The 25,871-nt window shown below is 46.8% G+C and carries 22 protein-coding genes; 17 read left to right on the forward strand and 5 right to left on the reverse strand.

Annotated features, from left to right (window positions below):
* Positions 1–150: 150 nt before the first annotated feature.
* The 6 genes from nfo to VFC92_06680 all read left to right on the forward strand — a co-directional run bounded on the left by nfo (position 151) and on the right by VFC92_06680 (position 7,968).
* The gene (gene nfo, locus VFC92_06655) at positions 151–993 is read left to right on the forward strand and encodes a deoxyribonuclease IV (protein HZK07865.1); all 843 of its coding nucleotides are present in this window, start codon (positions 151–153) and stop codon (positions 991–993) included.
* A gap of 440 nt (positions 994–1,433) precedes the next feature.
* Positions 1,434–1,901: a hypothetical protein gene (locus tag VFC92_06660; protein ID HZK07866.1), complete on the forward strand. Its 468-nt coding sequence runs from the start codon at positions 1,434–1,436 to the stop codon at positions 1,899–1,901.
* 50 nt (positions 1,902–1,951) lie between these two features.
* Positions 1,952–3,340, forward strand: coding sequence for a TolC family protein (locus VFC92_06665; protein HZK07867.1), 1,389 nt, complete (start codon positions 1,952–1,954; stop codon positions 3,338–3,340).
* 4 nt (positions 3,341–3,344) lie between these two features.
* On the forward strand, positions 3,345–4,427 hold the full coding sequence (locus VFC92_06670; protein HZK07868.1) for an efflux RND transporter periplasmic adaptor subunit: 1,083 nt from the start codon (positions 3,345–3,347) through the stop codon (positions 4,425–4,427).
* Positions 4,428–4,485: 58 nt separating this feature from the next.
* On the forward strand, positions 4,486–7,596 hold the full coding sequence (locus VFC92_06675; protein ID HZK07869.1) for an efflux RND transporter permease subunit: 3,111 nt from the start codon (positions 4,486–4,488) through the stop codon (positions 7,594–7,596).
* Positions 7,597–7,674: 78 nt separating this feature from the next.
* On the forward strand, positions 7,675–7,968 hold the full coding sequence (locus tag VFC92_06680) for a hypothetical protein (protein HZK07870.1): 294 nt from the start codon (positions 7,675–7,677) through the stop codon (positions 7,966–7,968).
* A gap of 39 nt (positions 7,969–8,007) precedes the next feature.
* On the opposite strand, the gene VFC92_06685 is transcribed toward VFC92_06680, so the two are convergent.
* The 4 genes from VFC92_06685 to VFC92_06700 form a co-directional block, all read right to left on the reverse strand.
* Positions 8,008–8,514 (reverse strand): DoxX family protein, encoded by a 507-nt coding sequence (locus VFC92_06685; GenBank protein ID HZK07871.1) that lies wholly within the window; start codon positions 8,512–8,514, stop codon positions 8,008–8,010.
* A 150-nt stretch (positions 8,515–8,664) separates the two neighbouring features.
* A complete protein-coding gene (locus tag VFC92_06690) occupies positions 8,665–10,263 on the reverse strand; it encodes a hypothetical protein (GenBank protein HZK07872.1) in 1,599 nt (532 codons plus the stop codon).
* A gap of 91 nt (positions 10,264–10,354) precedes the next feature.
* A complete protein-coding gene (locus VFC92_06695; GenBank protein HZK07873.1) occupies positions 10,355–11,611 on the reverse strand; it encodes a mechanosensitive ion channel domain-containing protein in 1,257 nt (418 codons plus the stop codon).
* Between the two features lie 115 nt (positions 11,612–11,726).
* The gene (locus tag VFC92_06700) at positions 11,727–12,437 is read right to left on the reverse strand and encodes a hypothetical protein (protein HZK07874.1); all 711 of its coding nucleotides are present in this window, start codon (positions 12,435–12,437) and stop codon (positions 11,727–11,729) included.
* 334 nt (positions 12,438–12,771) lie between these two features.
* On the opposite strand from VFC92_06700, the gene VFC92_06705 reads away from it, so the two are divergent.
* Positions 12,772–14,646 carry an ABC-F family ATP-binding cassette domain-containing protein gene (locus VFC92_06705; GenBank protein HZK07875.1) on the forward strand — a complete coding sequence of 625 codons (1,875 nt, stop codon included), beginning with the start codon at positions 12,772–12,774 and terminating at the stop codon, positions 14,644–14,646.
* A 14-nt stretch (positions 14,647–14,660) separates the two neighbouring features.
* Positions 14,661–15,545 (forward strand): DMT family transporter, encoded by an 885-nt coding sequence (locus VFC92_06710; protein HZK07876.1) that lies wholly within the window; start codon positions 14,661–14,663, stop codon positions 15,543–15,545.
* 7 nt (positions 15,546–15,552) lie between these two features.
* On the opposite strand, the gene VFC92_06715 is transcribed toward VFC92_06710, so the two are convergent.
* Positions 15,553–16,665: a hypothetical protein gene (locus VFC92_06715; protein ID HZK07877.1), complete on the reverse strand. Its 1,113-nt coding sequence runs from the start codon at positions 16,663–16,665 to the stop codon at positions 15,553–15,555.
* A 557-nt stretch (positions 16,666–17,222) separates the two neighbouring features.
* Here VFC92_06715 and VFC92_06720 point away from each other — a divergent pair.
* From VFC92_06720 to VFC92_06760, 9 genes are all read left to right on the forward strand, one after another.
* Complete coding sequence (locus VFC92_06720; protein ID HZK07878.1) at positions 17,223–18,047, forward strand: inositol monophosphatase family protein; 825 nt, start codon at positions 17,223–17,225, stop codon at positions 18,045–18,047.
* 229 nt (positions 18,048–18,276) lie between these two features.
* Positions 18,277–19,659, forward strand: coding sequence for an NfeD family protein (locus tag VFC92_06725; protein HZK07879.1), 1,383 nt, complete (start codon positions 18,277–18,279; stop codon positions 19,657–19,659).
* Positions 19,660–19,784: 125 nt separating this feature from the next.
* Positions 19,785–20,861 carry a peptide chain release factor 1 gene (gene prfA / locus VFC92_06730; GenBank protein ID HZK07880.1) on the forward strand — a complete coding sequence of 359 codons (1,077 nt, stop codon included), beginning with the start codon at positions 19,785–19,787 and terminating at the stop codon, positions 20,859–20,861.
* Between the two features lie 67 nt (positions 20,862–20,928).
* The gene (locus tag VFC92_06735; protein ID HZK07881.1) at positions 20,929–21,576 is read left to right on the forward strand and encodes a DUF4290 domain-containing protein; all 648 of its coding nucleotides are present in this window, start codon (positions 20,929–20,931) and stop codon (positions 21,574–21,576) included.
* Between the two features lie 21 nt (positions 21,577–21,597).
* Positions 21,598–22,902: a UDP-N-acetylglucosamine 1-carboxyvinyltransferase gene (gene murA / locus VFC92_06740; protein HZK07882.1), complete on the forward strand. Its 1,305-nt coding sequence runs from the start codon at positions 21,598–21,600 to the stop codon at positions 22,900–22,902.
* A gap of 93 nt (positions 22,903–22,995) precedes the next feature.
* On the forward strand, positions 22,996–23,532 hold the full coding sequence (locus tag VFC92_06745; GenBank protein HZK07883.1) for a TlpA disulfide reductase family protein: 537 nt from the start codon (positions 22,996–22,998) through the stop codon (positions 23,530–23,532).
* 121 nt (positions 23,533–23,653) lie between these two features.
* Positions 23,654–24,256: a nucleotide exchange factor GrpE gene (locus VFC92_06750; GenBank protein ID HZK07884.1), complete on the forward strand. Its 603-nt coding sequence runs from the start codon at positions 23,654–23,656 to the stop codon at positions 24,254–24,256.
* Between the two features lie 43 nt (positions 24,257–24,299).
* A complete protein-coding gene (gene dnaJ, locus VFC92_06755; GenBank protein ID HZK07885.1) occupies positions 24,300–25,442 on the forward strand; it encodes a molecular chaperone DnaJ in 1,143 nt (380 codons plus the stop codon).
* Positions 25,442–25,789: a translation initiation factor gene (locus tag VFC92_06760; GenBank protein HZK07886.1), complete on the forward strand. Its 348-nt coding sequence runs from the start codon at positions 25,442–25,444 to the stop codon at positions 25,787–25,789. The genes dnaJ and VFC92_06760 overlap by 1 nt, the downstream gene beginning before the upstream one ends.
* Positions 25,790–25,871: the final 82 nt, after the last annotated feature.

Genomic DNA, 25,871 nt, shown 5'->3' on the forward strand with positions numbered 1-25,871 from the left:
TGCCAACGCACAATCGAGAGTGTGTGGGCTGGCCTCTCCGCCAGCTGGCGGAGATTGAGGGGTAGCGGGGCGTTTTTAAAATAAAAATTCTTATCTGATATTTATGTTTTAAAAGACATCAGCTAAACAGTAATTATAAAAAAAGAAATAATGAAACAGGTAGGCGGACATGTGAGTGCTGGAGGAGGCGTGCAGAATGCTCCCGAAAATGCGCATGCTATCGGGGCTAAAGCTTTTGCGCTTTTTACCAAAAACCAGCGGCAGTGGAAAGCCGCCCCGCTCACCAGCGAAAACATCGACGGGTTTAAAAAAAACCTGGAGAAGTTTGGTTTTGATATCAACTACGTGTTGCCACACGACAGCTACCTCATCAATCTGGGGCATCCGGAGGCTGAAGCGCTGCAGAAATCGAGAGATGCTTTTCTGGATGAGATGCAGCGATGCGAGCAGTTGGGAATAAAGCTGCTGAATTTTCACCCCGGCTCACATCTCAAAAAAATCGACCCCGACAAGAGCCTGCAGCGTATCTCCGAAAGCATCAACCTGGCGCTCGACAAAACCAAAGGAGTGACGGCCGTTTTAGAGAACACCGCCGGGCAGGGAACCAACCTGGGCTTCACCTTCGAGCAGCTTGCGCAGATCATCGAACAGGTAGAAGATAAAGAGAGAGTGGGCGTGTGTATCGACACCTGCCACGCCTTTGTTGCCGGCTACGACCTGCGCACCCGCGACGTATTCGACGAAACCTTCGGACACTTCGACAGCATCGTAGGCATGAAATACCTGAAAGGCATGCACCTGAACGACGCCAAAAAAGAGCTTGGCTCCCGTGTAGATCGTCACGAAAGCATCGGCAAAGGAATGATCGGGATCGCGCCTTTTGCCATAATCATGAACGACCCACGCTTCGACAACATGCCGCTGATCCTCGAAACCCCCGACGAAACGATATGGGCCGAAGAGATAAGGTTGCTGTATAGTTTGGTGGAGTAGGCGGGGTGCGGGGCGCGAAGAGCGGGGCGCAAGGCGCAAGGCGCAAAGAGCAGAGTTGGCATTCTTTACGTGGGTTCGCAGCGCCTAAGAGGATGCAACCCTTGGATAATTCTACTCAACCTTTTACCATCAATCACCTTCCTGTTTCTCTCAATCGGCTGATGACCGTCGATTGAAACTTTCATTCTATTCGCCCCTTTCTCACCACTCAAATTTTTCCCTAATCTCTTCTTTCTGGCATCTGACTTCCTCGTTTGAGGCAGGAAACTTTTGTCCGCTCGCCTTGCATTATTCACGGTGCGACTTTAATATCTGCCCAATTCCTTCCGGTTCACCATTTTATTGTAAGGTATTAAAAGATGGTTTTATTAGTTCGATATGTTATGAACCAAATAAAGAGGTTAGTTTTGCCGCTTCATTAGAAACCTAAATAAATTACAATGACAACAGAAGAGCGAATAGAGCAACAAAGGAGGTTGGTAGAGAAGTTTGGTCGCCACTTCGATAAGGAAGGCTTTCAGCCTATTGCCGGCCGCATCCTGGGTATGCTGTTGGTGATGGATAAAGAGCAATACACTTTTGATGAGATCATCGAGGAACTTCAAATTAGTAAAAGCTCGGCAAGCATTGCTCTGCGCAATCTGGAGATACGTGGCGACATCGAATACATCACCCTACCGGGCGATCGCAAACGCTATTTCCGCTTTCGCAAACAGAACACCGGAAACATCATTGAAGATGCTGAAAAAAAGCTGAAAAATTTGCAACATCTCACCGACCTTATGCTCGAATTGAAGGCTGATCCTCAATCAGAAAACTCAAAATATTTGCGAGAAATGCAACGCTCAGTATGCGTTTTTCTGGAAAGCATCGCCGAATCGAAACTGAAACTCGAGTCTGCTAAGTAATTTATTTTTCTATTAAATGGTTCACTGCATTATAAACTAATTAGTAAGTTATGAACTTTAAAACAATAATAACAGCCTTTTTTTTATTGATCACCGCAACAATGTGGGGTCAGGAAAAAGAGAAGTATGTGTTTTCGCTGCAAGAGGCTCAGGAATATGCTGTTGCCAACAATAAAACGCTAAAGATTGCACGGAGTCAGGCAGCGCTAAGCGACAAGCAGGTAGGCGAGGCTATTTCCGGCGGTTTGCCACAGGTGAATGGTGGGCTGGATTACAACACCAATTTTAATTATGAGTTAGACTTTAATCCCGGCGGAGGCGGCACTGCACCACCAGATATCGACTACACCTTGCTGGACGCCGGAGATTTTGAAATTCTTAGTTTTCTTGAGCAAATGACATCTTCCTCCGAAGGCGGAAGCATTGTTCTCGAAGATCGGCTTAATGCTTCGGTGCAAGTGTCGCAGTTGTTTTTTAACGGTCAATATCTGACGGGTATAAAGCTGGCTAAGATTGCCAGAAGTATTTCTGAGAAGAATATTAATCTCACAGCTCTCGACATCAAAGAGAATGTGGTGGACACCTATTATCTGATACTCATTACCGAAGAATATCTGCGCATTATCGACGATAACATCGGAAATCTGAATGAGGTGTTCAAACATACTTCTGATATGGCTTACGCCGGATTGGCAGAGCAAACCGACGCAGATCAGATTCAGGTAAGTCTTTCGCAGGTGAAAAACTCCAAAAAAGCCATGGACCGAAATCTGCAGCTCAATTTCAATATGTTAAGGTTTTTGTTGGGATTAGAAACAAATGAAGAGGTAGTTCTTACCGACAAAATTGACCAGTTATTGCCGGCACTGGAGCAGCAAAGCCTCGCTATTCCCAATCTCGACATAGAGCAAAACCCTTCTTATCAGATTATGCTGGACCAGGAACTGATAAGTGAGAAAAACATCAATTTCGAAAAATGGGCCTACGGTCCTACGCTTACCGGCTTTTATAGTTACACCAAAAAGCTGATGACATCGGGTTTCGACCTGAGTCCCAACAATGTGGCCGGAGTAAGTTTGGCGGTGCCCATCTTTAGCGGCCTCAGCCGTTCCTCGCGCGTAGGTCAGGCCAAGATACAACTCGACCAAACGCGTCTGAGCAAAGAGCAACTCGAGGAACAGCTCAAATTGCAGGATCGACAGTTGACATACAACCTCAACAGCGCCTACGAAAACTATCTGACGCAAAAAGAAAGCGTGGTGGTAGCCAAGCGGGTTTATCAAAGCGTCAACAACAAATACCGTCAGGGAATGATGTCGAGCCTTGATCTCACACAGGCCAACACCAATTATTTGCAGGCCGAAAACAATTACATCACCTCCATCATGGAGTTATTAAAATCGAAACTTGCACTGGATAAACTTTATAACAATTTGTAACCTTATGAAAATGTATTTGAAAAAACTAACGAAAAAAATCGCTACGCCCATGCGCATGGCTGTACTTGTGGCAGCTACAACTTTATTGGTAAGCAGCTGTGACCAGGGCAGCAGTGACGACGCTACTGTGGAAAGCGAGCGCGAATTCCCGGTGACGGTAGAACCCGTGGGGATACAAACCATCGATCGAACGATAGAATACAGTGCCGACCTGAAGCCTTTTGAAGAAGTGCATTATGCTCCCGCAGCTCCGGGACGCATCAACAAAATCTATGTTGAAATTGGCAGCTATGTAACCAAAGGACAAAAACTTGCCGAAATGGATCAGACACAACTGGTGCAGGCACGCACACAGCTGGCCAACGCAAAGTTTAACTTTAGCCGCATCGATACACTCTACAGCCTGGGCAGTATCTCCGAGCAGCAGTACGAACAAGCCAAAACACAATATGAACTGGCTACATCGAATGTTGGATATCTTTCGGAAAACACTTCGCTGGTGTCGCCCATCAATGGGATAGTTACGGCCAAATATTACGAAGACGGCGAACTTTATTCGGGAGCGCCCAACACGCCTGCAGGCAAATCGGCTATTGTTTCGCTGATGCAGATAAAACCGCTGAAAGCCTTCGTGAATGTTTCACAAAGTTTTTTCCCACAAATTCGTACCGATCAGCAAGTTGTAATCACCACCGACATTTATCCCGAAAAGGAATTCAAGGGCAAAGTTTATCGCATACATCCTACCATCGATGCTGCTACACGCACATTTCGGGTAGAGATATTGGTGGAAAATGATGCGCAAATTTTGCGGCCAGGCATGTTTGCCAATATAGAGATCAAGCTACAAAAAGTGGAGGCGCTGATGGTTCCGGCTATTTCCATTCTGAAACAGGAAGGTACCAACAACCGCTTTATTTTTCTGGCCGAAAACGGAACTGCCCGGCAGATAAGAGTAGAAATCGGAAAACGTATCGACGACATGATCGAACTCCAGGCCAACGGTGTGCAGCCAGGTGCGCAGCTCATCGTACAAGGACAAGCCAACCTGTTGAACGGATCGAAAATCAAAGTAGTAAACAAATAAATCCGTTTTTCCATCAATACAACAAAAGCATTTATTTTTTAAAATTTAAGGAGTTCCTATGAGTATTTACGGGAGTGCGGTTAAAAAACCGATAACCACCATCATGGTCTTTCTGGCTCTGATAATCTTTGGAGTGTATTCGCTGACAAAACTGCCAGTCGATATGTATCCGGAGATCGACTTTCCGGCCATCACGGTATTTACTACCTACGTCGGCGCCAGTGCCACTGACATTGAGACCAATATTTCGCGTCCTATTGAAGATGCGCTCAACAGTATCGACAATCTTAAAGAAATCACTTCGGTCTCGCGCGACAACATATCCGTTGTGTCGGTGGAGTTTGAGTATGAGACCGACCTGAACGAAGCCGCCAACGACATTCGCGACGCCCTCGACCTGGTGGAAAAATTTATGCCGGATGCTGCTGACAAGCCCACAGTTTTTAAGTTCAGCTCCAGCATGTTTCCCATCCTGATGTATGCCATCACCGCAGACGAAAGTTACGAAGGGCTGGAAAAGCTGCTCGATGATAAAGTAATCAACCCGCTCAACCGTGTGGAAGGTATCGGTTCGGTAGAACTTGTGGGTAAGCCCATCAGGGAAATTACCATCGAGGTTAATCCCCGCAAGCTCGAAGCCTACAACATTACGGCTGAGCAGATCGGCGATGTGCTGCGCGCAGAAAATATGAATATGCCCGCAGGTAGTATCAAAATGGGAAAGATGGATTACGCGTTGCGCGTGGAAGGAGAGTTTAAGCAAAGCGATAACATCAAAGATATCGTGCTGGGAAATTATAACGGCCAAAGCATTTATCTGAAAGATGTGGCTGTGGTTCGCGACTCGATAAAAGAAATGACCGTCGACGAAAAGATCAATGGCAAACAAGGCGTGCGCCTGATGGTGATGAAACAGTCGGGTGCAAACACAGTAAAAATTGCCACCAATGTGCACAAGCGACTTCAGGAACTGAGCAAGGCGTTGCCCGGTGATATTGTGATAGAAAAGGTGTTCGACTCCAGCGAGTTTATTTCCGGTTCTATCAATAACCTGACAAAGACGCTGATGTATGCCCTGGGATTTGTAGCGCTGGTAGTATTTCTCTTTTTAGGACGCTGGCGTGCCACCTTTATTATTGTGCTCACCATTCCTATTTCGCTGGTAGTCTCGTTTATTTACCTGCAGCTCACCGGCAGCTCCATCAATATTATCTCGCTCTCGGCCTTGTCGATTGCCATCGGAATGGTGGTGGACGATGCCATTGTGGTACTTGAAAACATTACCCAGCACATCGAACGGGGGGCCAGTCCGCGCGAAGCGGCCATTTATGCCACCAATGAAGTGTGGCTTGCTGTTATCGTCACCACATTGACCATTCTTGCTGTATTCCTTCCGATGACCATGCTGAGTGGTATTACAGGAGTATTGTTTCGTGAGCTTGGCTGGATCGTGAGTATCACTGTAGTTACTTCCACCATTGCCGCCATTTCGCTTACGCCAATGCTTAGTGCAATGATGCTGCGGATTCGCCCGAAAAATGTGAAGCCGCGCAAATGGAGTTACGAAAACCTGGTTCTGCCGGTTTTTGATAAGATAGATGCCTGGTACGGACGTGTCTTGCGCTGGAGCATCTGCCACAAAACGTTAATTGCCACCATTACAATTGGTATATTCGTTGGATCAGGATTTCTGGCCACAAGGCTGGGAACGGAGTTTATGCCACAAAGTGACGAGGGCCGGCTTTCTATGCTGGTAGAACTGCAGTCGGGTACACGTGTGGAAACATCGATAGATGTAGCACGGCGTATCGACAAAATTATCAGCGAATATCCTGAAGTAGAGCTGATTTCGACTTCGGCAGGCAGCGATTCCGAGAGCGGTTTCGCGGCTGTCTTCCAGTCGACAGGCAGCAACATCATCAACTACACCATCCGTCTGGCCGATCTCAAAGACCGGGACCGTTCGGTATGGGAAATTGCCGAACAGCTACGTACCCAGCTTGATGATTTTCCGGAGATCACACACTATAAGGTGAGTACTGGCGGCGGCGGAATGGCCACTAGCAACATAGATGTGGAAATATATGGCTACGACATCGATCAAACAACTTTGCTGGCCAATGATCTGGCAGACAAATTTGAAACCATTCCCGGTGCACGCGACATTACCATCAGCCGCGAAAAAGCCCGACCCGAGCTTCGGGTAGAACTCGACAGAGAAAAAATGGCGGCAGTAGGCCTTAATACAGCCATGGTGTCGGTAGCACTATTTAATCGCGTTGCCGGACTGATACCAACAAAATTTAGGGAAGATGGCGATGAATACGACATTCGTGTCCGCTTCAAAGAAGACTACCGCAGCAGCATCTCCGATATACAGAACATTACGCTCAAAACCTTTACCGGAGAGATGGTAAAGCTGGGAGAAGTGGGAAAGGTCGTCGAATATTGGTCGCCGCCAAATATTGAGCGCAAACGACGCGAACGTATGGTTAAGGTTACCGTGTCGCCATATAATACCTCATTAGGCGAACTGGCAAAAGAGATACAAAACGAGATCAATAATCATGAAATCCCCCGCGAAGTGCTTATCGAGTTAGGTGGCGCCTACAAAGACCAGCAGGAAGGATTTGTGGATATATTTACGCTATTAATTCTAAGCCTTGTGTTGGTTTACATCGTTATGGCTTCGCAATTCGAGTCGCTCAAGATGCCCCTCATCATAATGTTCTCTATTCCGTTTGCGTTCACGGGCGTCATCCTGGCGCTTTATATCACCAACACCACGGTGAGTGTGATAGCTGCGCTGGGTGCTGTAATGCTGGTAGGTATCGTGGTGAAAAACGCTATTGTGCTGGTGGATTATATCAACCTGATGCGCGACCGCGGCTACGAACTCGATCAAGCCATCATACTTTCGGGGCAAAACAGACTCCGGCCTGTATTGATGACGGCACTCACCACCATCCTGGGGATGCTTCCACTGGCGCTGAGCACCGGCGAAGGTGCCGAAATATGGAGCCCCATGGGTATTTCAGTAATCGGTGGGTTGATATTTTCGACCATCATTACGATGATCATTGTACCGGTTGTTTACCGTGTTTTTGCCAGCCGCGGCGAACGAAACAAGAAGAATACGGTGAATAAGCAATTCGCCTTTTTAGATTAATAGTTTTGATTTTGAACTGAGCCCCCTTTAGTGGGGGTTCAGTTTTGTTTTTTATTAATAACTAAAAAATAACAGCTGATGAAAGCGATAATGATAATTTACAACCAGGCACACACCGAGAAAATAGAATACCTGTTCGAAAGATGTGAGATACGTGGTTACACCAAATGGAATGATGTGGTGGGGCGTGGATCAAATACCGGTGATCCGCGGTTGGGCACCCATACCTGGCCTGAGATGAACTCGGCTACCATTGCCATCGTAGAGGATGAAAAAGTAGCGCCTATGATGGAAAAGCTCAAAAAACTTGATGGTTTCAATACCGAGGTAGGCCTGCGTGCATTTGTGTGGGAAGTTTTGCCCGGCATGTAGCAGATTGCTCAGCAGCTCAAAAAACCCCCGTTAAATCACTTAAAACTCCCTGCTTTCAATCCTTTCCTTATCAGTAGCGTGGGGGATTTCTTTGCGTACCGTAGCACCTATTACCAGTGCAGCGCTGATGATAATCAGGTTTTTGATGATGTACTGCCCCTCGAGTGTGGGCGCATACGGAATGCGGGTAAAAACTTCATGAGGAAAAAGAAAAACCGGACTCATGGTGCCCAACATCTGCGCGAAGAGTAGAAATAATGTTATGCGCATATAGATGCCCGTGAGCAGCCCGATGCCGATGAGTACTTCCCATGAAGCCAATAAATAAATGGAGATACTACCCGGAATCAAACCGAATGTGAGCAGGTCGATGGTGCGAATGGCCAAATCCTGCGCCGGACTATGGCCCGGGAAAAATTTCAGTATCCCGAACCAGAAAAAAATTACGCCTACGCTAAGCCGCAGGAGCAGCAGGCCATATTTTGCCATCCACGAGGTGATGCGTTTGTCGATATTATCAAAAGTGGTATTTGTGTGTTTATTCATAGTGTTTTCTGTTTTGTTTTACAACATTCATACGATGGTAAGGTTTACCGACCCTTCATAAAATGCCGTTCGGATTTAATAATCACACCCCGCTCGATGGTCTAAAAATCATTACAGATAAACAAAATAAAAAATAGGGGTAGCAAACAATCAATCAATCGAAATGATTTTCCAGCCCCACTCTTCGTGTTTTTTGTTGTAGGAAATCATAGCTGTTCCCGAGATGATGTCGCCATGTTGCAGATTATAAGTCTGGCAAGTGGCAGGTGTGATGTACATGCTATTGGAAAAGCCGTAGGGTTTCCCTTCCGGGATGATCACCTCGCCTGCGAAGGTCTGCAGGATGCCCGGTATTGTTTTTTCGTGTAAGCGCCGGATATTAAAAACATTGTAGCGTCCGGCGATCTTGGTCTCTTTGATGCGTGCCAAAAAAACATCTCCTACTTCTACTTCGGTAAGAAATTTCTCATATTTAAAAAAACCACGGGCGCGGTCACCGGCCATGAAGTTGAGGATTTTCTTTGGATGGTTCACAGCCTCTATCACGATTTTTTGTTGTGGAATATCATCGAATACCAGCTCCTCGGCACCGGGGCGGTAGCTTTTGTACATGCTCAGGTTGTTTTCTTTTACAAATGCCTGATGATACCACGTTTCGTCGCCCCAGTCGATAACTACTTGCGGTATCTCCCATTTATTCTGGAAACAAAGTTTCAATATCATTGCTACTTCAGTCTTCGCTTCGTCGTAAAAGCCCGTCTCGATAAGCAGTTTGGTGAGTCGCACGCGAATAGGAATCAGTTTGTCGAGTTTTACTTTGCAAAGCAGCGCAGCGCTCAGACAGGCAATTTGTTTCTCGGTTTCGTCGCTGTAGGCTTCCGCCAGCAGTTCCCACACCCAAAAATCGGTAGGTCGGGTGCGTGCATAATAAGTGAGCACAGAAAACACCTGTTCGCAACGGTCCAACGCCAGTAGCAGTCGCACTTTGTAGTAAGGCAACATGCGGAAGAATTTGTTGTACTTCATCATCTGCTCGAGCACCGGCAGATAACGTTGCATCTTATCTTTGATTTCATCGGCCTGTTCGGGGTTGTCGGCAGCATGCAGTGCCTTTAGCAGATGCTTGGCGTAACGGTTGCAACCTTGCTCGGCAATGGCCATCCGAACTGCTTTGTCATCGTCCTTTTTTATTTTACAGTCTTCGCGCATGAAGTAATTGATGTCCCACCATTCTACAAAATCCAGATAGAGGGGCGAGTCGCGCAAAGCTTTGTGAAAAGCTTTAAAAATAAAAGAGTACCCTTTGCCGGGCTTGCTAAAACGGAGCTTCATGGTTAAAGAAGCCAGATTTTCCATTTTGCCAACATCGAAACCAGGCTCTTTTGTGAATTCGAAAACCGCTGTGCCGATGATCCAAACCAATTGGTTGATGACCATCTTCTCATCGTCCCTCAACTCCATCTCCACAAATTGCCGCAGATAACCCTCAAAAACATCTATATTTTCTGCGGAGGTTTGCTTTTTCATAAGGTCGTGCAGCACCCAGGCCAAAGCGCGTTTGCTGCGCACAAGAATGGTTTCGGGCTGTGGTTCCGGTTTGGTTTCGGTAGTGTCGATAGCGCTTGTGTCTTCAGCTATTTCGACGAAAGGTTTGGTGAGGTGCGCCTGTTGCAGGTTGTGTTGTGCCTGCTCGTAAGCTTCGTTAAGTTGTCCCGATTTTCTTAGTTGTTCCACTTCGTTGTAGGGCATGGGATTAGGGATTTTTGTTTTTAAAGTACAACATCAGCTCACGGTCAGGTTTCTTAATATTTCGGTTAGGGGTGTTAATAAGAATATTCTGTCAGGAATCCATTTCAGGCGTAAAGGTTTCGGTGGGGTATTGAAAAACCCGCAAATCGAACTCCGGGATGATAGCCAAAATGTGGTCGAAAATATCGGCCTGAATAGCTTCATAATCCGCCCACGCCTGCACTTTGCTGAAGACGTAGATTTCGATTGGAAGCCCTTTTTCGGTGGGCTGTAGGTGGCGAACCAGAAAAGTCATCTCTTTGTGTACGTCGGGATTATTCATCAGGTATGCACTCAGGTACGCTCTGAATACACCAATATTGGTTTGCCGTCGTCCGTTCACCATCACCCCCGTGTCGAAATCGCGCTCCTGATTGTAGTGTTCTATCTCGATCTGTTTGCTTTCTACATATTCATTGATGTACTGGATCTTCTTGTATTTCTCGAGCATCTCACGTGTGCAGAAACGGATCGTATTCATATCGATATTGATGGATCGTTTAATACGCCGTCCGCCTGATTCTTCCATGCCGCGCCAGTTTTTGAACGATTCCGTAAACAGCGAATAGGCAGGGATGGTAGAAATTGTTTTGTCCCAGTTTTGTATTTTAATGGTGGTAAGGGTAATGTCGATCACGGAACCGTCGGCGTCGTATTTTTGCATGGTTATCCAGTCGCCGGGGCGCAGCATATCGTTGGCGCTAAGCTGCACGCCGCCCACCAGTCCCAGAATGGTATCCTTAAAAACCAGCATCAAAACCGCCGAGAAAGCACCCAGTCCGCCAATTAGTATCAGCGGGTTTTGGCCTATAAGTGTGGAAATTATCCAGATAGTGATGAAGATGTAAACTAAAATTTTGCCTATCTGTAAGTAACCTTTGATCGGTTTGGATTGGGATCGGTCGTAAGTATTGTAAATACTCAGGATGGCGTCGAGGATGGCAGTAGCCACCTTCATAACAATGATCAGGCTGTAGATGCGCAATGCCAGCAGCAGAAAACTAACCAGATCGGGATAATCATGAAGTGCGTGGGGAATCAGTTTGTAAGCCACGTAAGCCGGCACCAGATAGGCAATGCGATAAAAAACCTTGTGCTCCAGCAGCGCATCGTCCCAGTTCGAGCGGGTACGCTTGACGATACGTGCAACTATGGTAAGCAGAACTGTGCGGGTGAATAACAGAATCAGGTAGCTCAGAAGAATGATGGCTACAAACATCACAAAGGGGATAAAAACGTCAGCGTATGCTTGTGGGATTCCTGTTAAATCAAAAAGTTCCTGAAGCAGGTAGTCGATGGCTTTAAACATTCTATTCTATTACTTTGGGTTCGCGTCAAAAATAGCAATTTTTTTGGTTTAAGCCAAAATCATTGTTTTGTCAGCTTATAGCTTACGCTGTGGCGCGATTGAAAGTCCGGCTGTTTTACGGCACCCTTTTAAACTCTTGCAAATAGCCATTGCGCACCATTTGGATGTTGTCCATATCGATTTCTTCGCTCCACAGCCTGATGGTATCGATTACGCCCTGTGGTGTAAAAAATACTACTTGGGCAGCATCAAAATCACCGCAATCCTCATTGAGTCTCAGGTTGTGGGTGATGGTCTCGAAAATATCCCAGCTTATCAGCGAAGGTATTGTGAAATAGACTATTCGGGTGCTGCGGGTGTCCTGGTAAATGTTAGGCTCGATGATTTCCAGGGTGAAATATTTGCGGATTTTTATCAGCCCATAAAATGGTTCTATGTTGCGCGACTTCATAAAGTCGATACCGTTTTTGCGGTACAGCTGGATCAGTTCTTCAATTTTTTCGTAGCCCTTGAGGTCTAGGATTCGGATGCAGGGGGTGAGGTTGTTGAATATGGTGATTTGTCCGGGAGCAGCATCGAAAGGATCAGTAAATTCCTGTTTCACGCGCATGGTGGCACGTATTACACTTTCGCCGGTGTATTTGTGATCGGTAACAAAAAACAACGAAATAGGTTTGAGATGGTCGGGGACGGTGGTGCCGTGATAACCCGGAAAAGGCTTCAGCGTTTCAAGTACCAGGGCTTTATCGGTATCGTGTTCGATGGTGGAAAGCATCTCCATTTTGGTGATTGATCCCACGGTTTCCAGTATTTTTTTGTCGTTCATAATGTTAATTGTAAATTATTAATACCATGCGAAAATATGCAATTTCTAATTTATAAACAGTACTTCCGCGTTTTTGATGAAAAGATTGTGAAAAATAGCATCCTTTCCAAACAAAACTCATAAAGTCAAGGTCTCTGCTTTCTTTTTAATTTCAAAATTCAAATCCTCATTCATCCTTGATTAACATTTCCCGATGCGCGGATGCTCGCCTCTGCACCATCGTCTGTGTGCTGAAGGCTGAGGACTGCGTTATGCACTCTGTCCAGCCTGCCTTTTAATTTTGTTATTTTGCAATCGAAATCTCAGAAAGATCAAATTTTTTAAATTCCGGTTTATGAATCTGCTCACGGTCGATAATATTACCAAGTCGTTTGGCGAGAAATTGCTATTCGAGAACATCTCTTTTGGCATCTCCTCGGGGCAGAAGCTGGCGCTCATAGCGCGCAACGGCACAGGCAAAACCAGTCTGCTGCGCATCCTCTTAGGTACCGAACAGCCCGACAGCGGCATGGTGACTATCGGCAACGATGTAAGGGTTTCGTATTTGCCGCAAAATCCGGAGATGGACGAAAGTCATACCATTATGGAATACCTTTTTGCCACAGGCAACAAGATGATGGCGCTTTTGCAGCAATACACCATGCTTTCGTCGGGGCATAAATTTGATAAAGAAACCGCCCAGCATATTACCAGCCTGATGGACGAGCTGCATGCCTGGAGCTACGAAGCCCGTATCAAAGAGATTCTGAGCAAATTCGATATTGTCGATCTGCAGCAAACCATCGGAGAACTCTCGGGCGGCATGCGCAAAAAAGTGGCGCTGGCAAAAGCACTCATCGACGATGCCGATCTGGTAATCCTCGACGAGCCTACCAACCATCTCGACGTCACCACAATCGAATGGATCGAAAATTACCTTAACCGCCAGAACCTGGCGCTGCTGCTGGTAACCCACGACCGCTACTTCCTCGATCAGGTTTGTAATGAAATTCTGGAAATCGACAACCAGACTTTGTACAAATACCGCGGCAACTACACCTATTTCCTCGAAAAACGTGAGGAGCGCCTTGCCAACGAGAAAACCGGAATCCTGAAAGCCCGTGCCAGCTATCGCGCCGAGTTGGAATGGATGCGACGCATGCCGCAGGCCCGCGCTACCAAGGCTAAAGCCCGCGAAGACAATTTTTATCGCATCGAAGAAAAAGCCAACACCAGCCTGGGTGAACAAACCCGTGGATTTGATGTGGACATGCACCGTCTGGGTGGCAAAATCCTGGAGCTAAACAACATCTACAAAGCTTACGACGAAAAGCAGTTGCTAAACGATTTTTCATACACCTTCAAAAAAGGCGACCGCATCGGGGTGATTGGTTCCAATGGGGTGGGCAAGAGCACCCTGTTGGAGATAATTATGGAAGAGGTAAAACCCGACAAGGGGCGTGTGGTAAAAGGCAAGACGCTCGAGATTGGCTACTTCCGTCAGGAGGGGCTGCCTTTGAAAGAAGACAAGCGCATCATCGACATTGTGAAAGATATCGCCGAGCAGGTCGAATTTAAAAAAGGCAGCATGACGCCGGTGCAGTTTCTTTCTTATTTCAATTTTAAAACAGACATTCATTACAACTACTATTCGAGCCTGAGTGGTGGCGAGCGACGAAAGCTTTATCTGCTCACTACGCTTTTGCAAAAGCCCAACTTCCTGATCCTCGACGAGCCTACCAACGATCTAGACATCGACACGCTGAATAAACTTGAAGAATTTCTGATGGGATACGAAGGATGTCTGATGATCGTTTCACACGACCGTTATTTTATGGATCATGTGGTGGATCATATTTTTGCTTTCGAAGGCGATGGCCGCGTTCGCGATTATTATGGCAATTATTCGGAATATGCCCGGCTTATCAAGCTACAGCAGAAGCGGCGGAAAGCAGCTCCGAGTGCTGCTGCGCCACGAACCGACACCCGCAGCCAGTCGTCAGCGCAGAGGCCAACTTACAAAGAGGTGAAAGAATACGAAGCTCTGACCGAAAAGATTGATCAACTCGAAGCCGAACACGAGGCTCTTCTCGACAAACTCAACAGCGGCAAGGGCACACCGGACGAATTGATAGAATGGTCGGAGAAAATTGCTGTCGTCATGCAGCAGATTGATGAATCGGGCGACCGCTGGCTCGAGCTGAGCGAAATCATCGACGCCGAAACCTGACCCAACTTTTGCAAATGAAAAACAAGAAGAAGGCCTACATCTATGCGCTAATTACTGTGGCACTGTGGTCGACCATTGGCTCGGCTTTCAAAATCACTTTGCGATACATCGCCTTTGCCGATCTGCTTTTTTACGCTTCGTTGGTATCATTTATTTTTTTCCTTACGGCGATGGCTGTTACCGGGCGGCTAAAGAAGTTGCGTTATCTGCGCTGGCATGATGTGCGTCTGGCTGCGGTGCTCGGCTTTCTCAATCCTTTCCTTTATTACCTCGTGCTGATACGCGCTTATGAGCTTCTGCCTGCACAGGAAGCCGGTACGATCAATTACATATGGCCGGTGGTGTTGGTGCTGCTCTCGGTGCCATTGCTGCACCAGCGCATTGGTTGGGTAAGTTTGGTTGCTGTGCTGATAAGTTTTGTGGGAACTCTGGTAATAGCCACCGGCGGGAATTTACTGAGCCTGCATTTCAGCAGTGTTCCGGGGGTGCTCCTGGCCGCAGGCAGCGCTATTTTCTGGTCGTTGTATTGGATTTTTAATGTAAAAGACAAAAAAGAAGAGATCATCAAGCTTTTTCTCAACTTTAGCTTTGGATTGCTCTATGTCGTTATTTATCTGCTCCTTACCAAAGGCTTCCGGTTGCCTGATGTGCGCGGACTTGCCGGCAGTGTTTATATCGGTTTGTTTGAGATGGGTATCACCTTTGTGTTGTGGCTCAAAGCGTTGCGGTATTGCACAACTACCGCCAAAATTTCTAATCTGATTTTTCTCTCGCCCTTTCTTTCGTTGATATGGATAAAGTATACCGTTGGCGAAACCATCATGGTTTCAACCATTACCGGTCTGGCATTAATTGTAGGAGGGATTTTGCTGCAGCGATTTTCGGGTAGATGGGAATGAAAGCCGATTATAAATCTGCGTTGTATTTCAAAAATTTTATCTCAATTTGTACATGCGGAAAATCTTCACCCAGCTTGGCTTTGAGCGCGCTAAAATAGCGGTTCATCATCTGCGGAGCCTTCTGGTGTTGAAATGCAGCCAGAGAATCAGAATATTCACGTGTGAGCACCAGATTTACCAGCGAATTATTTTCGACATAATAATCCTTTATGCCCGGCATCTGGGTTTGCTGGTAAGCCCAGTCGTTGATAAAAGGTATAAATTTCCGCAGCATCGGCACCGAGAGCTGCGATACATTGCTGTAGTCGCTGAGAGGCTCTTTGTTAGTGACCACTGTCGGTTCTGAATTTGGCTTTTCTGCTACCGGTATTTCTTTTTCAGGTTTAGGCTCCTCCGGGCTGGCAATTTCTTGTTTTGCTGGGGCAGTAGTTTCTGTAACGAGTTTTTCAGGAACAGCCGGTTCGACTTCTGGTTGCGTATTTTGCGCAAGTTGCTGATTGTCTTCGATGGGTGCGGGAGTAGTTTCTTCAGCTTCCAAAGTAGTTGCAACGGGAACAACTTGTTTTTCGGGGGTCACATAAATTGGCCGATAGGATGCTTCCCACTGAAGGTATTTGTTGCGTTTTGGATTTTCAGCGGGAGATGCTACAGTAGGCTCAGAAGATGCCGAATTTTGATCATGAACAATTTGATCGGATTTGTCAGGATTTACAGTTTCCGGCTGAATGCTAATATTTTCATTGTCTGCATCTTCATTAGCAACAGCTATAACTCTTTGGTTAGCGGGCGAAGGATCTGCAGGCGGTTTTATGGTGGAGCCAGCCCGGCTGGCCGAAGTGGTGTGCAAATAGGGAAGGTGGTTGGTGCTGAGCGAATACAAGAGAACGAAAACCAATGCTGCAGCAGCCACAATCATCACCGTGCCGGTTACGATATTTTTACGCGTAGCGGTGGGTCGGAGAGTGTTAGGGTGGATGTAATTATCGTTTTCACCATTAAAATGCCGGTTGCTAAAAAAGCGGCTGCGCGCCTCTTGTTCTATTACGGGGTAATATTTGCGCGGATAAATGTCGTGATGAATCAGCTTGTCCAGGAAATCCTGATCCGATAATGTTTTCAATTTATTTCTAAATCTTTTCAACATGGGGTTGTTGTTGTATTGATTTTCAACAAAAATATAACATTGAGTTGTATGGGAAATCTATTTTCACTTTTTTAACACCCGAACAATGTCCTTTGATTTTATTAACATCCAAATCTCAGCTTTGTTTTTTGAGCTTATCCCCGCACCACCGATCTTATCGCCGATCTCACCGGAATTTATTTTAACATCCCAGTGCAAACGTACTGTTTTTTTGTTGCATTGACTTTTGTTACAGTAGGGTTGGCTTGTGCGTTTTATTATCGAACTTGAGTGCCGCAACATACCTTACCAGTTGGCCGTCCTGGAGCTAACGCAGATCCAGATCATAGTCATCTGTCTGATGGTGGCAGGTGCCTTCGGGTTGTTTTATTTTAGATATTTGCACCCGAAGGGAAATAAATCTCAGAAAATCAATAATCAACACGCATCAGTTTCGGTTTTTTTGGTTTTTGAATATTGGAACTTATTTGTATTTTGTTTTATTTGGAATTTGGAAATTCACAAGAGCTATCATTTTAAATTTTAAAAACGTCATGAATTCTGTTGTTAATCTTGAAAATCTCACCTATAAAACCATCGACATAGCACGCAAAGCCGGAGCTTACATCAGGCAGGAGAGCCGCAACTTTTCGATGCAGTCGGTCGAAACCAAGGGGCTGCACGATTTTGTATCGTATGTGGATAAAACTGCCGAAATGATGATTGTGGAAGCACTCATCGGTCTGGTGCCGGGTGCTGGTTTTATTGCCGAAGAAGATACAGCTACCAAGCGGGCAGAGCGCTACAATTGGGTGATCGACCCGCTCGATGGCACTACCAACTTCATACATGGAGTTCCGATTTTTTCGGTGAGCATTGCCTTGATGGAACACCTGGAGGTGGTGATAGGGGTGGTGTATGAAATTAATCTCGACGAATGTTTTTATGCCTGGAAAGGCAGTGCTGCTTATTGTAATGATAAAATTATCCGCGTAAGCGATGCTCGAAAAGTAGCCGACAGTCTGCTGGTCACAGGGTTTCCATATGCCGATTACGGAAAGCTGCCGTCTTACCTGAGGATGTTTGAGCATTTTTTGCGGCATTCGCATGGCGTGCGCCGGCTGGGTTCGGCTGCTGCCGACTTGGCCTGGATGGCGTGTGGACGCTTTGAAGCTTTTTACGAATATGGCCTCAATGCCTGGGATGTGGCAGCCGGAGCGCTCATCGTGCAGCAGGCCGGAGGCAGAATAACAGATTTCGATGGCGGAAATAATTATATTTTTGGCGCTGAACTGGTGGCTTCAAACGGTAAAATTCATGACGAGTTGATGCAGACTGTCAGGAAATATTTTCCGTCAAAGGAGCCGGACGGCAAATAACGTTTTCGTTTTAGCTCTTGATGTGTCGTCGGTAAAAGATTAGATCCGACGGAAAAGCCATAAAAAGAAGTTCTCGGATTGTAAGGTTATAAAGTTGATTGATATTAGATTTACTTTGCGTGTTTTGTTTTTTAAAAATGTAGAATTTTGGAGTTTTGGAATTTGATGAAAAATGGATTAGGGTTAAATTTCTAAAGGAAATTAAAAAAAATATTATAGCTGTAAAAAAATGCAAAAGATACTTGCCGCCGGTCGTTTAGCCGGAATCTTACTTTTGGTTTTCCTTACCACACTCCGGGTGTCGTCCGTTTGGGCGCAATCAGATGCTGATACATTAAGACCGAAACGGGTTTATGTTTTTGAACTCAAAGAAGAAATTTCAGCACCAGCCTGGCACATCACGCGCCACTCTCTGAAGGCTGCGCGCGACACTGCTGCCGATATTATCCTGATCCACATGAACACCTATGGCGGCGCTCTGGACATTGCCGACAGTATTCGCACAGCCATCCTTCAATCGAAAATACCAGTATGGGTTTTTATCGATAATAACGCCGCCTCAGCCGGAGCGCTGATTTCCATTGCTGCCGATAGTATCTACATGCGTCCGGGCGCCAACATCGGTGCAGCCACGGTAGTAAACCAAACCGGAGAAGCACTGCCCGACAAATACCAATCGTACATGCGATCTATGATGCGTTCCACCGCCGAGGCCAGCGGCCGCAATCCGCTGATCGCCGAAGGTATGGTCGATCCGCGCATAATGGTTCCCGGCATCTCCGATTCCGGAGCAGTGATCACCTTCACCGCCTCCGAAGCTATGAAATACGGCTTTTGCGAAGGGACTGCCAATACCATTCCCGAGGTGCTTACAGCTGCCGGCATCACCGATTATCAGATTATCCGCTACGAATTAACGGTGAGCGATCGCATCATCCGTTTTTTGATAAATCCTCTTATCTCCGGGTTGCTCATCATGATTATCATCGGCGGCATCTACTTCGAGCTACAGACGCCCGGCATAGGTTTTCCCATCGCAGCATCCATTTTGGCTGCGCTGCTTTATTTTGCACCGCTTTATGTGGAAGGACTGGCGGCGCACTGGGAGATCATCATTTTTATTGTTGGCGTGGTGTTGATAGCTGTGGAAATATTTGCGTTGCCGGGGTTTGGCGTCGCGGGCATTTCAGGAATTATTCTGGTAGTGGCCGGGTTGATGCTGAGTATGCTCGACAACACCGGATTTGATTTTTCTATGCTCCACATCAACGACGTTGCAGTAGCGCTCTTTACAGTAATTATCGCTGCCTTTTTGGCGCTGGTGGGCAGTATTTATTTTAGCAAGAAGCTTTTCACCAGCAACGTATTTGGCGGACTGGCTCTGTCGTCGACGCAGGAAAAATCGGAAGGATTTACCTCAGCACAAAGTAGCTACACCAACATGCTTAACCGCGATGGCATAGCACGTACCGTTTTGCGCCCTGCCGGCAAGGTTCTTATCGACGATGAAATCTTCGATGCTACAGCCGAATCCGGCTTTATTGATAAAGATACTCCGGTGCGTGTTACACGCTATATTAATACCCAGCTTTTTGTACGCAAAATTTCCTGATTATCAGTCAGAAAAGACCCTTTTGCAGTGATTTGCAATACCTTGTATGCCATCAGCGTTGGTATAATTGTTTTATCTTTGCCCCTTTTATTTAATTTCAAATGATATCAGCACCCGCAACAAATATGCTTGACAAACTGAAAGCGATCAAAAATCGCTGGAAAGAAATAGAAAAGCAAATGAATGAACCATCGGCTATGGCCGATATGAAGAAGTTTATCCAGCTCGGCAAAAGTTATAAAGAACTGCAACCTGTGGTGGATAGTTATGAAATTCTGGTGAACATAGAAGGAAACATAGTTTCGGCGCGTGAAGTATTAAAAAATGAGAAAGACGAAGAGTTTAAGGCTATGGCCAAAGAAGAGCTTAGCGATCTGCTCGAATGCCGGGAGATACTCGAAGAGGAAGTGCGCCTGATGCTCATCCCCGCCGATCCGCAAGACAGCAAAAATGCCATTGTCGAGATACGCGCCGGCACCGGTGGCGACGAAGCCAGCATCTTTGCCGGCGACATTTACAGGATGTATCAGAAATATTGCGAAAGCAAAAACTGGAAGCTCGAAGGCGTGGACGTTACCGAAGGAACGGTGGGTGGTTTTAAGGAAATCATCTTCAACGTAATCGGCGACAATGTGTATGGCCAGATGAAATACGAGTCGGGTGTGCACCGTGTGCAGCGTGTGCCACAAACCGAAACGCAGGGGCGCGTGCATACTTCGGCAGCGTCGGTGGTGGTGCTTCCTGAAGCCGACGAATTCGACGTTGACCTGAAAGCTGCCGATATCCGCAAAGATCTTTACTGCTCCTCGGGGCCTGGCGGGCAAAGCGTAAATACCACCTATTCAGCGGTGCGGCTCACGCACATCCCCACCGGCATTGTTTCTACCTGTCAGGATCAGAAATCGCAGATGAAAAATTACCAGAAAGCCTTGTCCGTGTTGCGTTCGAGATTATATGAAATGGAATATCAGAAATATCTTGAAGAAATTTCGTCAAAGCGTAAAACGATGGTTTCAACAGGCGACCGCTCAGCCAAGATCAGGACCTATAATTACCCGCAAGGCCGCGTCACCGATCACCGCATCAATCTCACCCTGTACAATCTGCAATCGATAGTCGATGGAAATATTCAGGAAATCATCGATCAGTTGCAGCTTGCCGAAAATGCCGAACGGCTAAAAGCCGAAGTGGCCGGCGTTTGATGAGCCAGCCATGGGCTTTTGATTATCAACAAAGAATGCTATATTAAAAAATAAATATCATAAATAAATGGAATACAATAGCCAACGCGAACACATCATCATCCCCGAATATGGGCGTAATCTGCAAAAAATCGTTGAGATTGTAGTGAATACCGAAGACCGCACCAAGCGTACCCAACTGGCACATGTGGTCGTGGATATTATGGCCAACATTCATTCGCAGCAGAAGGACTCGCCCGAGCTGCGGCAGCGGCTGTGGGATCATCTCCACATCGTCTCCGGTTTCAGGCTCGACGTGGACAGCCCCTTTCCGGTGCCCGACCGCGAAGTGCTTACCAAAGCTCCACAAAACCTGGAATACCCCCGCAAGAACATGCGCTTTATTTATTATGGAAAAAACATAGAGAACATCATTGGGGAGGTTGCTGAATATCCTGACGGTGACGACAAAAAAGAGCTTGTCAAAAATATTGCCAACCACCTGAAGAAATCCTATCTCACCTGGAACCGCGATTCGGTGGACGATGGACTGATAAAAAAACATTTTGATGAATTGTCTGAAGGTAAACTCGAGCTCGACAGCAATTATCAGTTTACCAGCACCAACGAGCTATTGGGTACCAAGCCTCGCAAAAAGTCTACAAAGAGCTTCCAGCCACGCCAGCAGCATGGCAGCAATAGGCCACCGAGAAGACAAAATCGTCCAAAAAATTAATAACACTTAAAAAATTTTATAATGAGTTCTTTTGAAATTTGTGGTGGCAAAAGGCTCAGCGGTGAGATTATCCCACAGGGTGCCAAAAATGAAGCCCTTCAGGTAATTTGTGCTGTGCTGCTTACACGCCAACCGGTTACCATCAGTAACATTCCGGAGATTCGTGATGTAATAAAACTCATCGATTTACTCAAACTGCTTGGTGTGGAGGCGGAAAAAACTGCCGAAGCAACCTGGCGTTTTACGGCTTCTGACATCCAGCTCGATATCCTGCTCACAGACGAGTTTCGCAAAAAGAGTGCACAGTTGCGTGGCAGTATCATGATCATCGGGCCGTTGCTGGCGCGTTTTGGCAAAGCATTTATTCCACAGCCCGGCGGTGATAAAATAGGTCGGCGTCGGCTCGACACCCATTTTATAGGATTGGAAAAGCTGGGGGCTAAATTCGATTACGATTTTCAAAAAAACTATTACAGTGTCGTAGCTGAGCGGCTCGAAGGTACTTACATGCTTCTCGACGAAGCTTCCGTTACCGGCACCGCCAATGTGGTGATGGCTGCTACTTTGGCAAAAGGTACAACCACCATCTTCAATGCTGCCTGCGAACCTTATGTGGCGCAGCTTTGCAAGATGCTCAATAGCATGGGCGCCCGCATCGAAGGCATCGGCTCCAACCTGCTTACCGTAAATGGTGTAGAGGCACTTTCGGGCTGTAGCCACAGGCTGTTGCCCGACATGATCGAGGTAGGAAGCTTTATTGGCATGGCCGCGCTCACACAATCCAATATTAAAATTGCCGGTGTCAATCCTGCCGATCTGGGCATTATCCCCGACGTTTTCAGAAGGCTGGGCATCAAAATGCAGCTCAACGCCGACAGCATTGTAATCCCCGAACAGGAAGGCTACGAAATAGAAACTTTCATGGACGGCTCCATCATGACCATTGCCGACGCGCCCTGGCCCGGATTTACGCCCGACCTGATAAGTATTGCTCTGGTGGTAGCCATACAAGCCAAAGGCAGCGTACTGATTCACCAAAAGATGTTTGAGAGCCGTTTGTTTTTTGTTGATAAACTTATCGACATGGGCGCACGCATTATCCTGTGCGACCCGCACCGCGCCACAGTTATCGGCCTCGACAGGCAATACAAGCTGCGCGGCATCCGCATGAGTTCGCCCGACATCCGTGCCGGAGTAGCATTGTTGATCAGCGCCCTCTCGGCTGAAGGCAAAAGCATCATCGACAACATTGAGCAGATTGACCGGGGCTATCAGAACATCGACGGACGCCTGCGTGCACTTGGCGCGGAAATTGAAAGGATTTAAATGATATTATTTGATATGTAAAGACGCCCGATTGAGCGTTGCATGAGACAGGTGGAAAATGTATTCAAATAGTAGAATTTGAATTAATTCATTATGAAAAAATATTTTATTGTTACAACGATAATAATCGCATCACTGCTGCTTGTTGCCAGTCCAATCCGGGCACAGGTGTCGCGAACAACAGGAGTGGAGCCAGGCAATGTTTTGCCTGACATTACCCTGAATGATTTGGATGGCAATCCACACAAAATCTCTGAGCTTCGCGGAAGCATTGTCCTGGTCGATTTTTGGGCATCATGGTGCCGACCATGCCGCCGCGAGAACATTGTGTTGGTGAAGACTTACAGAGATTTTCAAAGCAAAAAATTTAAAGATGCCGAAGGTTTTAAAATCCTAAGCATCTCCTTCGACAAAACTCGCCAGGACTGGAGCAAAGCCATAGAAGCCGACGGCTTGTTTTGGGAAACGCATGTAAGCGACTTGCAGGGTTGGCATTCGATGGCTGCCAAAACATATAATGTGCGTGCCATCCCCACGAATTTTCTCATCGACCAAAAGGGCGTAATCATTGCCAAAAACCTGCATGGCGAACAATTAGCGGAAGCCCTTCGAAAATTGATGAAGGAATAATCATTTTACAGGAATGACAATTTGACGTTAAATGAGCCAGTGGCAAATTATTTGATTAGCCATGGCTCATTTAATTTTAGCAGTTATTCAGGGAAGTTGATTTTTTAATAAATAAAAAAAGATGGACGAGAAAACAAAAAGCCCCAAAAATAAAAATTCAAAACCAAAGGATGGGAATAAGCATCAGCACACCGATGAAGAAGTACACCGTGATGATAAGAAGATAATGCGGACTATAATAAGAAAGCAGGAGCGTGCCCGGCTTGAGACCCGTATCAATGAACTTGAAGGGAACCTTGCCGAGCTCAGCGACAAGTATCTGCGCCTGTTTTCCGAATTTGATAATTATCGCAAGCGTACCAACAAAGAGCGCATCGAACTGCTCGACACCGCTTCGGCCGGATTGATAAAAGAGCTGCTGCCGGTGCTCGACGATTTTGATCGTGCCATGCAACTGCTCGATGATGCTGACGACCCCAAAGTTGCAAGCAGCGTCGAAGGAATGCGGTTGATATACAATAAACTAAAAAACCTGTTGATGCGCAGTGGTCTGGAGCCAATGAAGTCGATTGGCGAAACATTTGATACCGATTTTCACGAAGCCATCACCAACATTCCCGCACCTGCTCCCGACCTGGTGGGTAAGGTTGTCGACGAAATTCAAAAAGGTTACATGCTCAAAGGCAAGGTTATTCGCTTTGCCCGCGTAGTGGTGGGGCAATAACCCACAAGGGATAAAGCATTTTTTTGCAAAGGAATTACGAGTCATGACAAAACGAGATTACTACGAAATACTGGAGATAACACGCGATGCCAACGAAGGTGAGATAAAAAAAGCTTACCGCAAAATGGCGATACGTTACCATCCCGACAAAAATCCCGGCGATCACAAAGCCGAAGATAAATTTAAAGAAGCTGCCGAAGCTTATGAAGTGCTGAACGACAACGATAAGCGTCAGCGTTACGACCGTTTTGGTCATGATGGTTTACGTGGGCAAGGCGGTGGTGGCTACGACATGTCGATGGAAGACATCTTCTCCAATTTCGGCGACATCTTTGGCAGCGCCTTTGGCGGCTTTAGTGGCGGTTTTGGCAGTAGCAGCCGGCGACGTCGTGTCAACAGGGGCAGCAATTTACGTGTGCGCGTAAAGCTTACCCTCGAGGAAATTGCCAATGGAATCAATAAAAAAATAAAAGTTAATAAGTATAAAAAGTGCGAAGAGTGCTCGGGAAGCGGTGCCAAAGGTGGCAGCTCCTACAGCACATGCAGCACTTGTCATGGTTCAGGCCAGGTAACGCGCGTTACCAATACTTTTCTGGGGCAAATGCAAACGGCAAGCACTTGCCCGGCCTGCGGTGGCGAAGGGCAGGTAATCACCAGCAAATGTGCTTCCTGCAACGGCGATGGCATCGTGCGTGGCGAAGAGGTGATTAGCATCGAAATCCCCGCTGGCGTAGCCCAGGATATGCAGCTTTCGGTGAGTGGTAAAGGAAACGCGGGAGCCCGGGGCGGCATCAATGGCGACCTCATCGTAGTGATAGAAGAAGCCGAGCACGAATCACTCATCCGCGACGGCGACAACCTCATCTACAATCATTTTATCTCTTTTGCCGAAGCAGCGCTGGGAGCTACCGCCTATGTGCCCACCCTCGACGGGAAAGCCAAGGTGAGCATCGAAGCAGGTACACATTCCGGTAAGGTGTTGCGACTAAAAAATAAAGGCATCCCACACCTGCAACAATATGGGCGCGGCGATTTGCTGGTGAACATCAGCGTGTGGACGCCACAAAGCCTCAGCCGCGAAGAACGCGAGCTGCTGCAGAAGCTCGACGAATCCGAAAGCTTCAAACCCAGCCCCTCCAAAAGTCAGCGCGGCATTTTCAATAGGATGAAGGAATATTTTCAATAATGGCTAAAAAGTTCAAAAAAATTACCGGCGACATTGTTTATTCCACCAATCCCGATTTTTCATTCCAATTTCAGGAAGAGGCACAGGAGGAAACACTAAGTCCTGCCCAACAAAACCTGAAAGTATGGCTCGATCGCAAGATGCGCAAGGGAAAGGTGGTGACGCTGGTGAAAGGTTTCGTGGGAACCACGGAGGATTTGGAGTCTCTGGCCAAACTTCTCAAGACGCGCTGTGGAACCGGTGGATCGGCCAAAGAAGGTGAAATCATAATACAAGGCGAAGTGCGCGAAAAGGTGCTGGCAATCCTCAAAAGTGAAGGTTACAAAGCCATTGCTGCGGGAGGGTAGGGGAGAAGGCAGCCGGCAGTTCACAGTTCTCAGTCGGCAGCCCTAAATAACAACCCGACAATTTGATAACCCGATAACTTGA

The sequence above is a fragment of the Bacteroidales bacterium genome (assembly GCA_035647615.1).
In the GTDB taxonomy this organism is placed as follows: Bacteria; Bacteroidota; Bacteroidia; order Bacteroidales; family 4484-276; genus SABY01.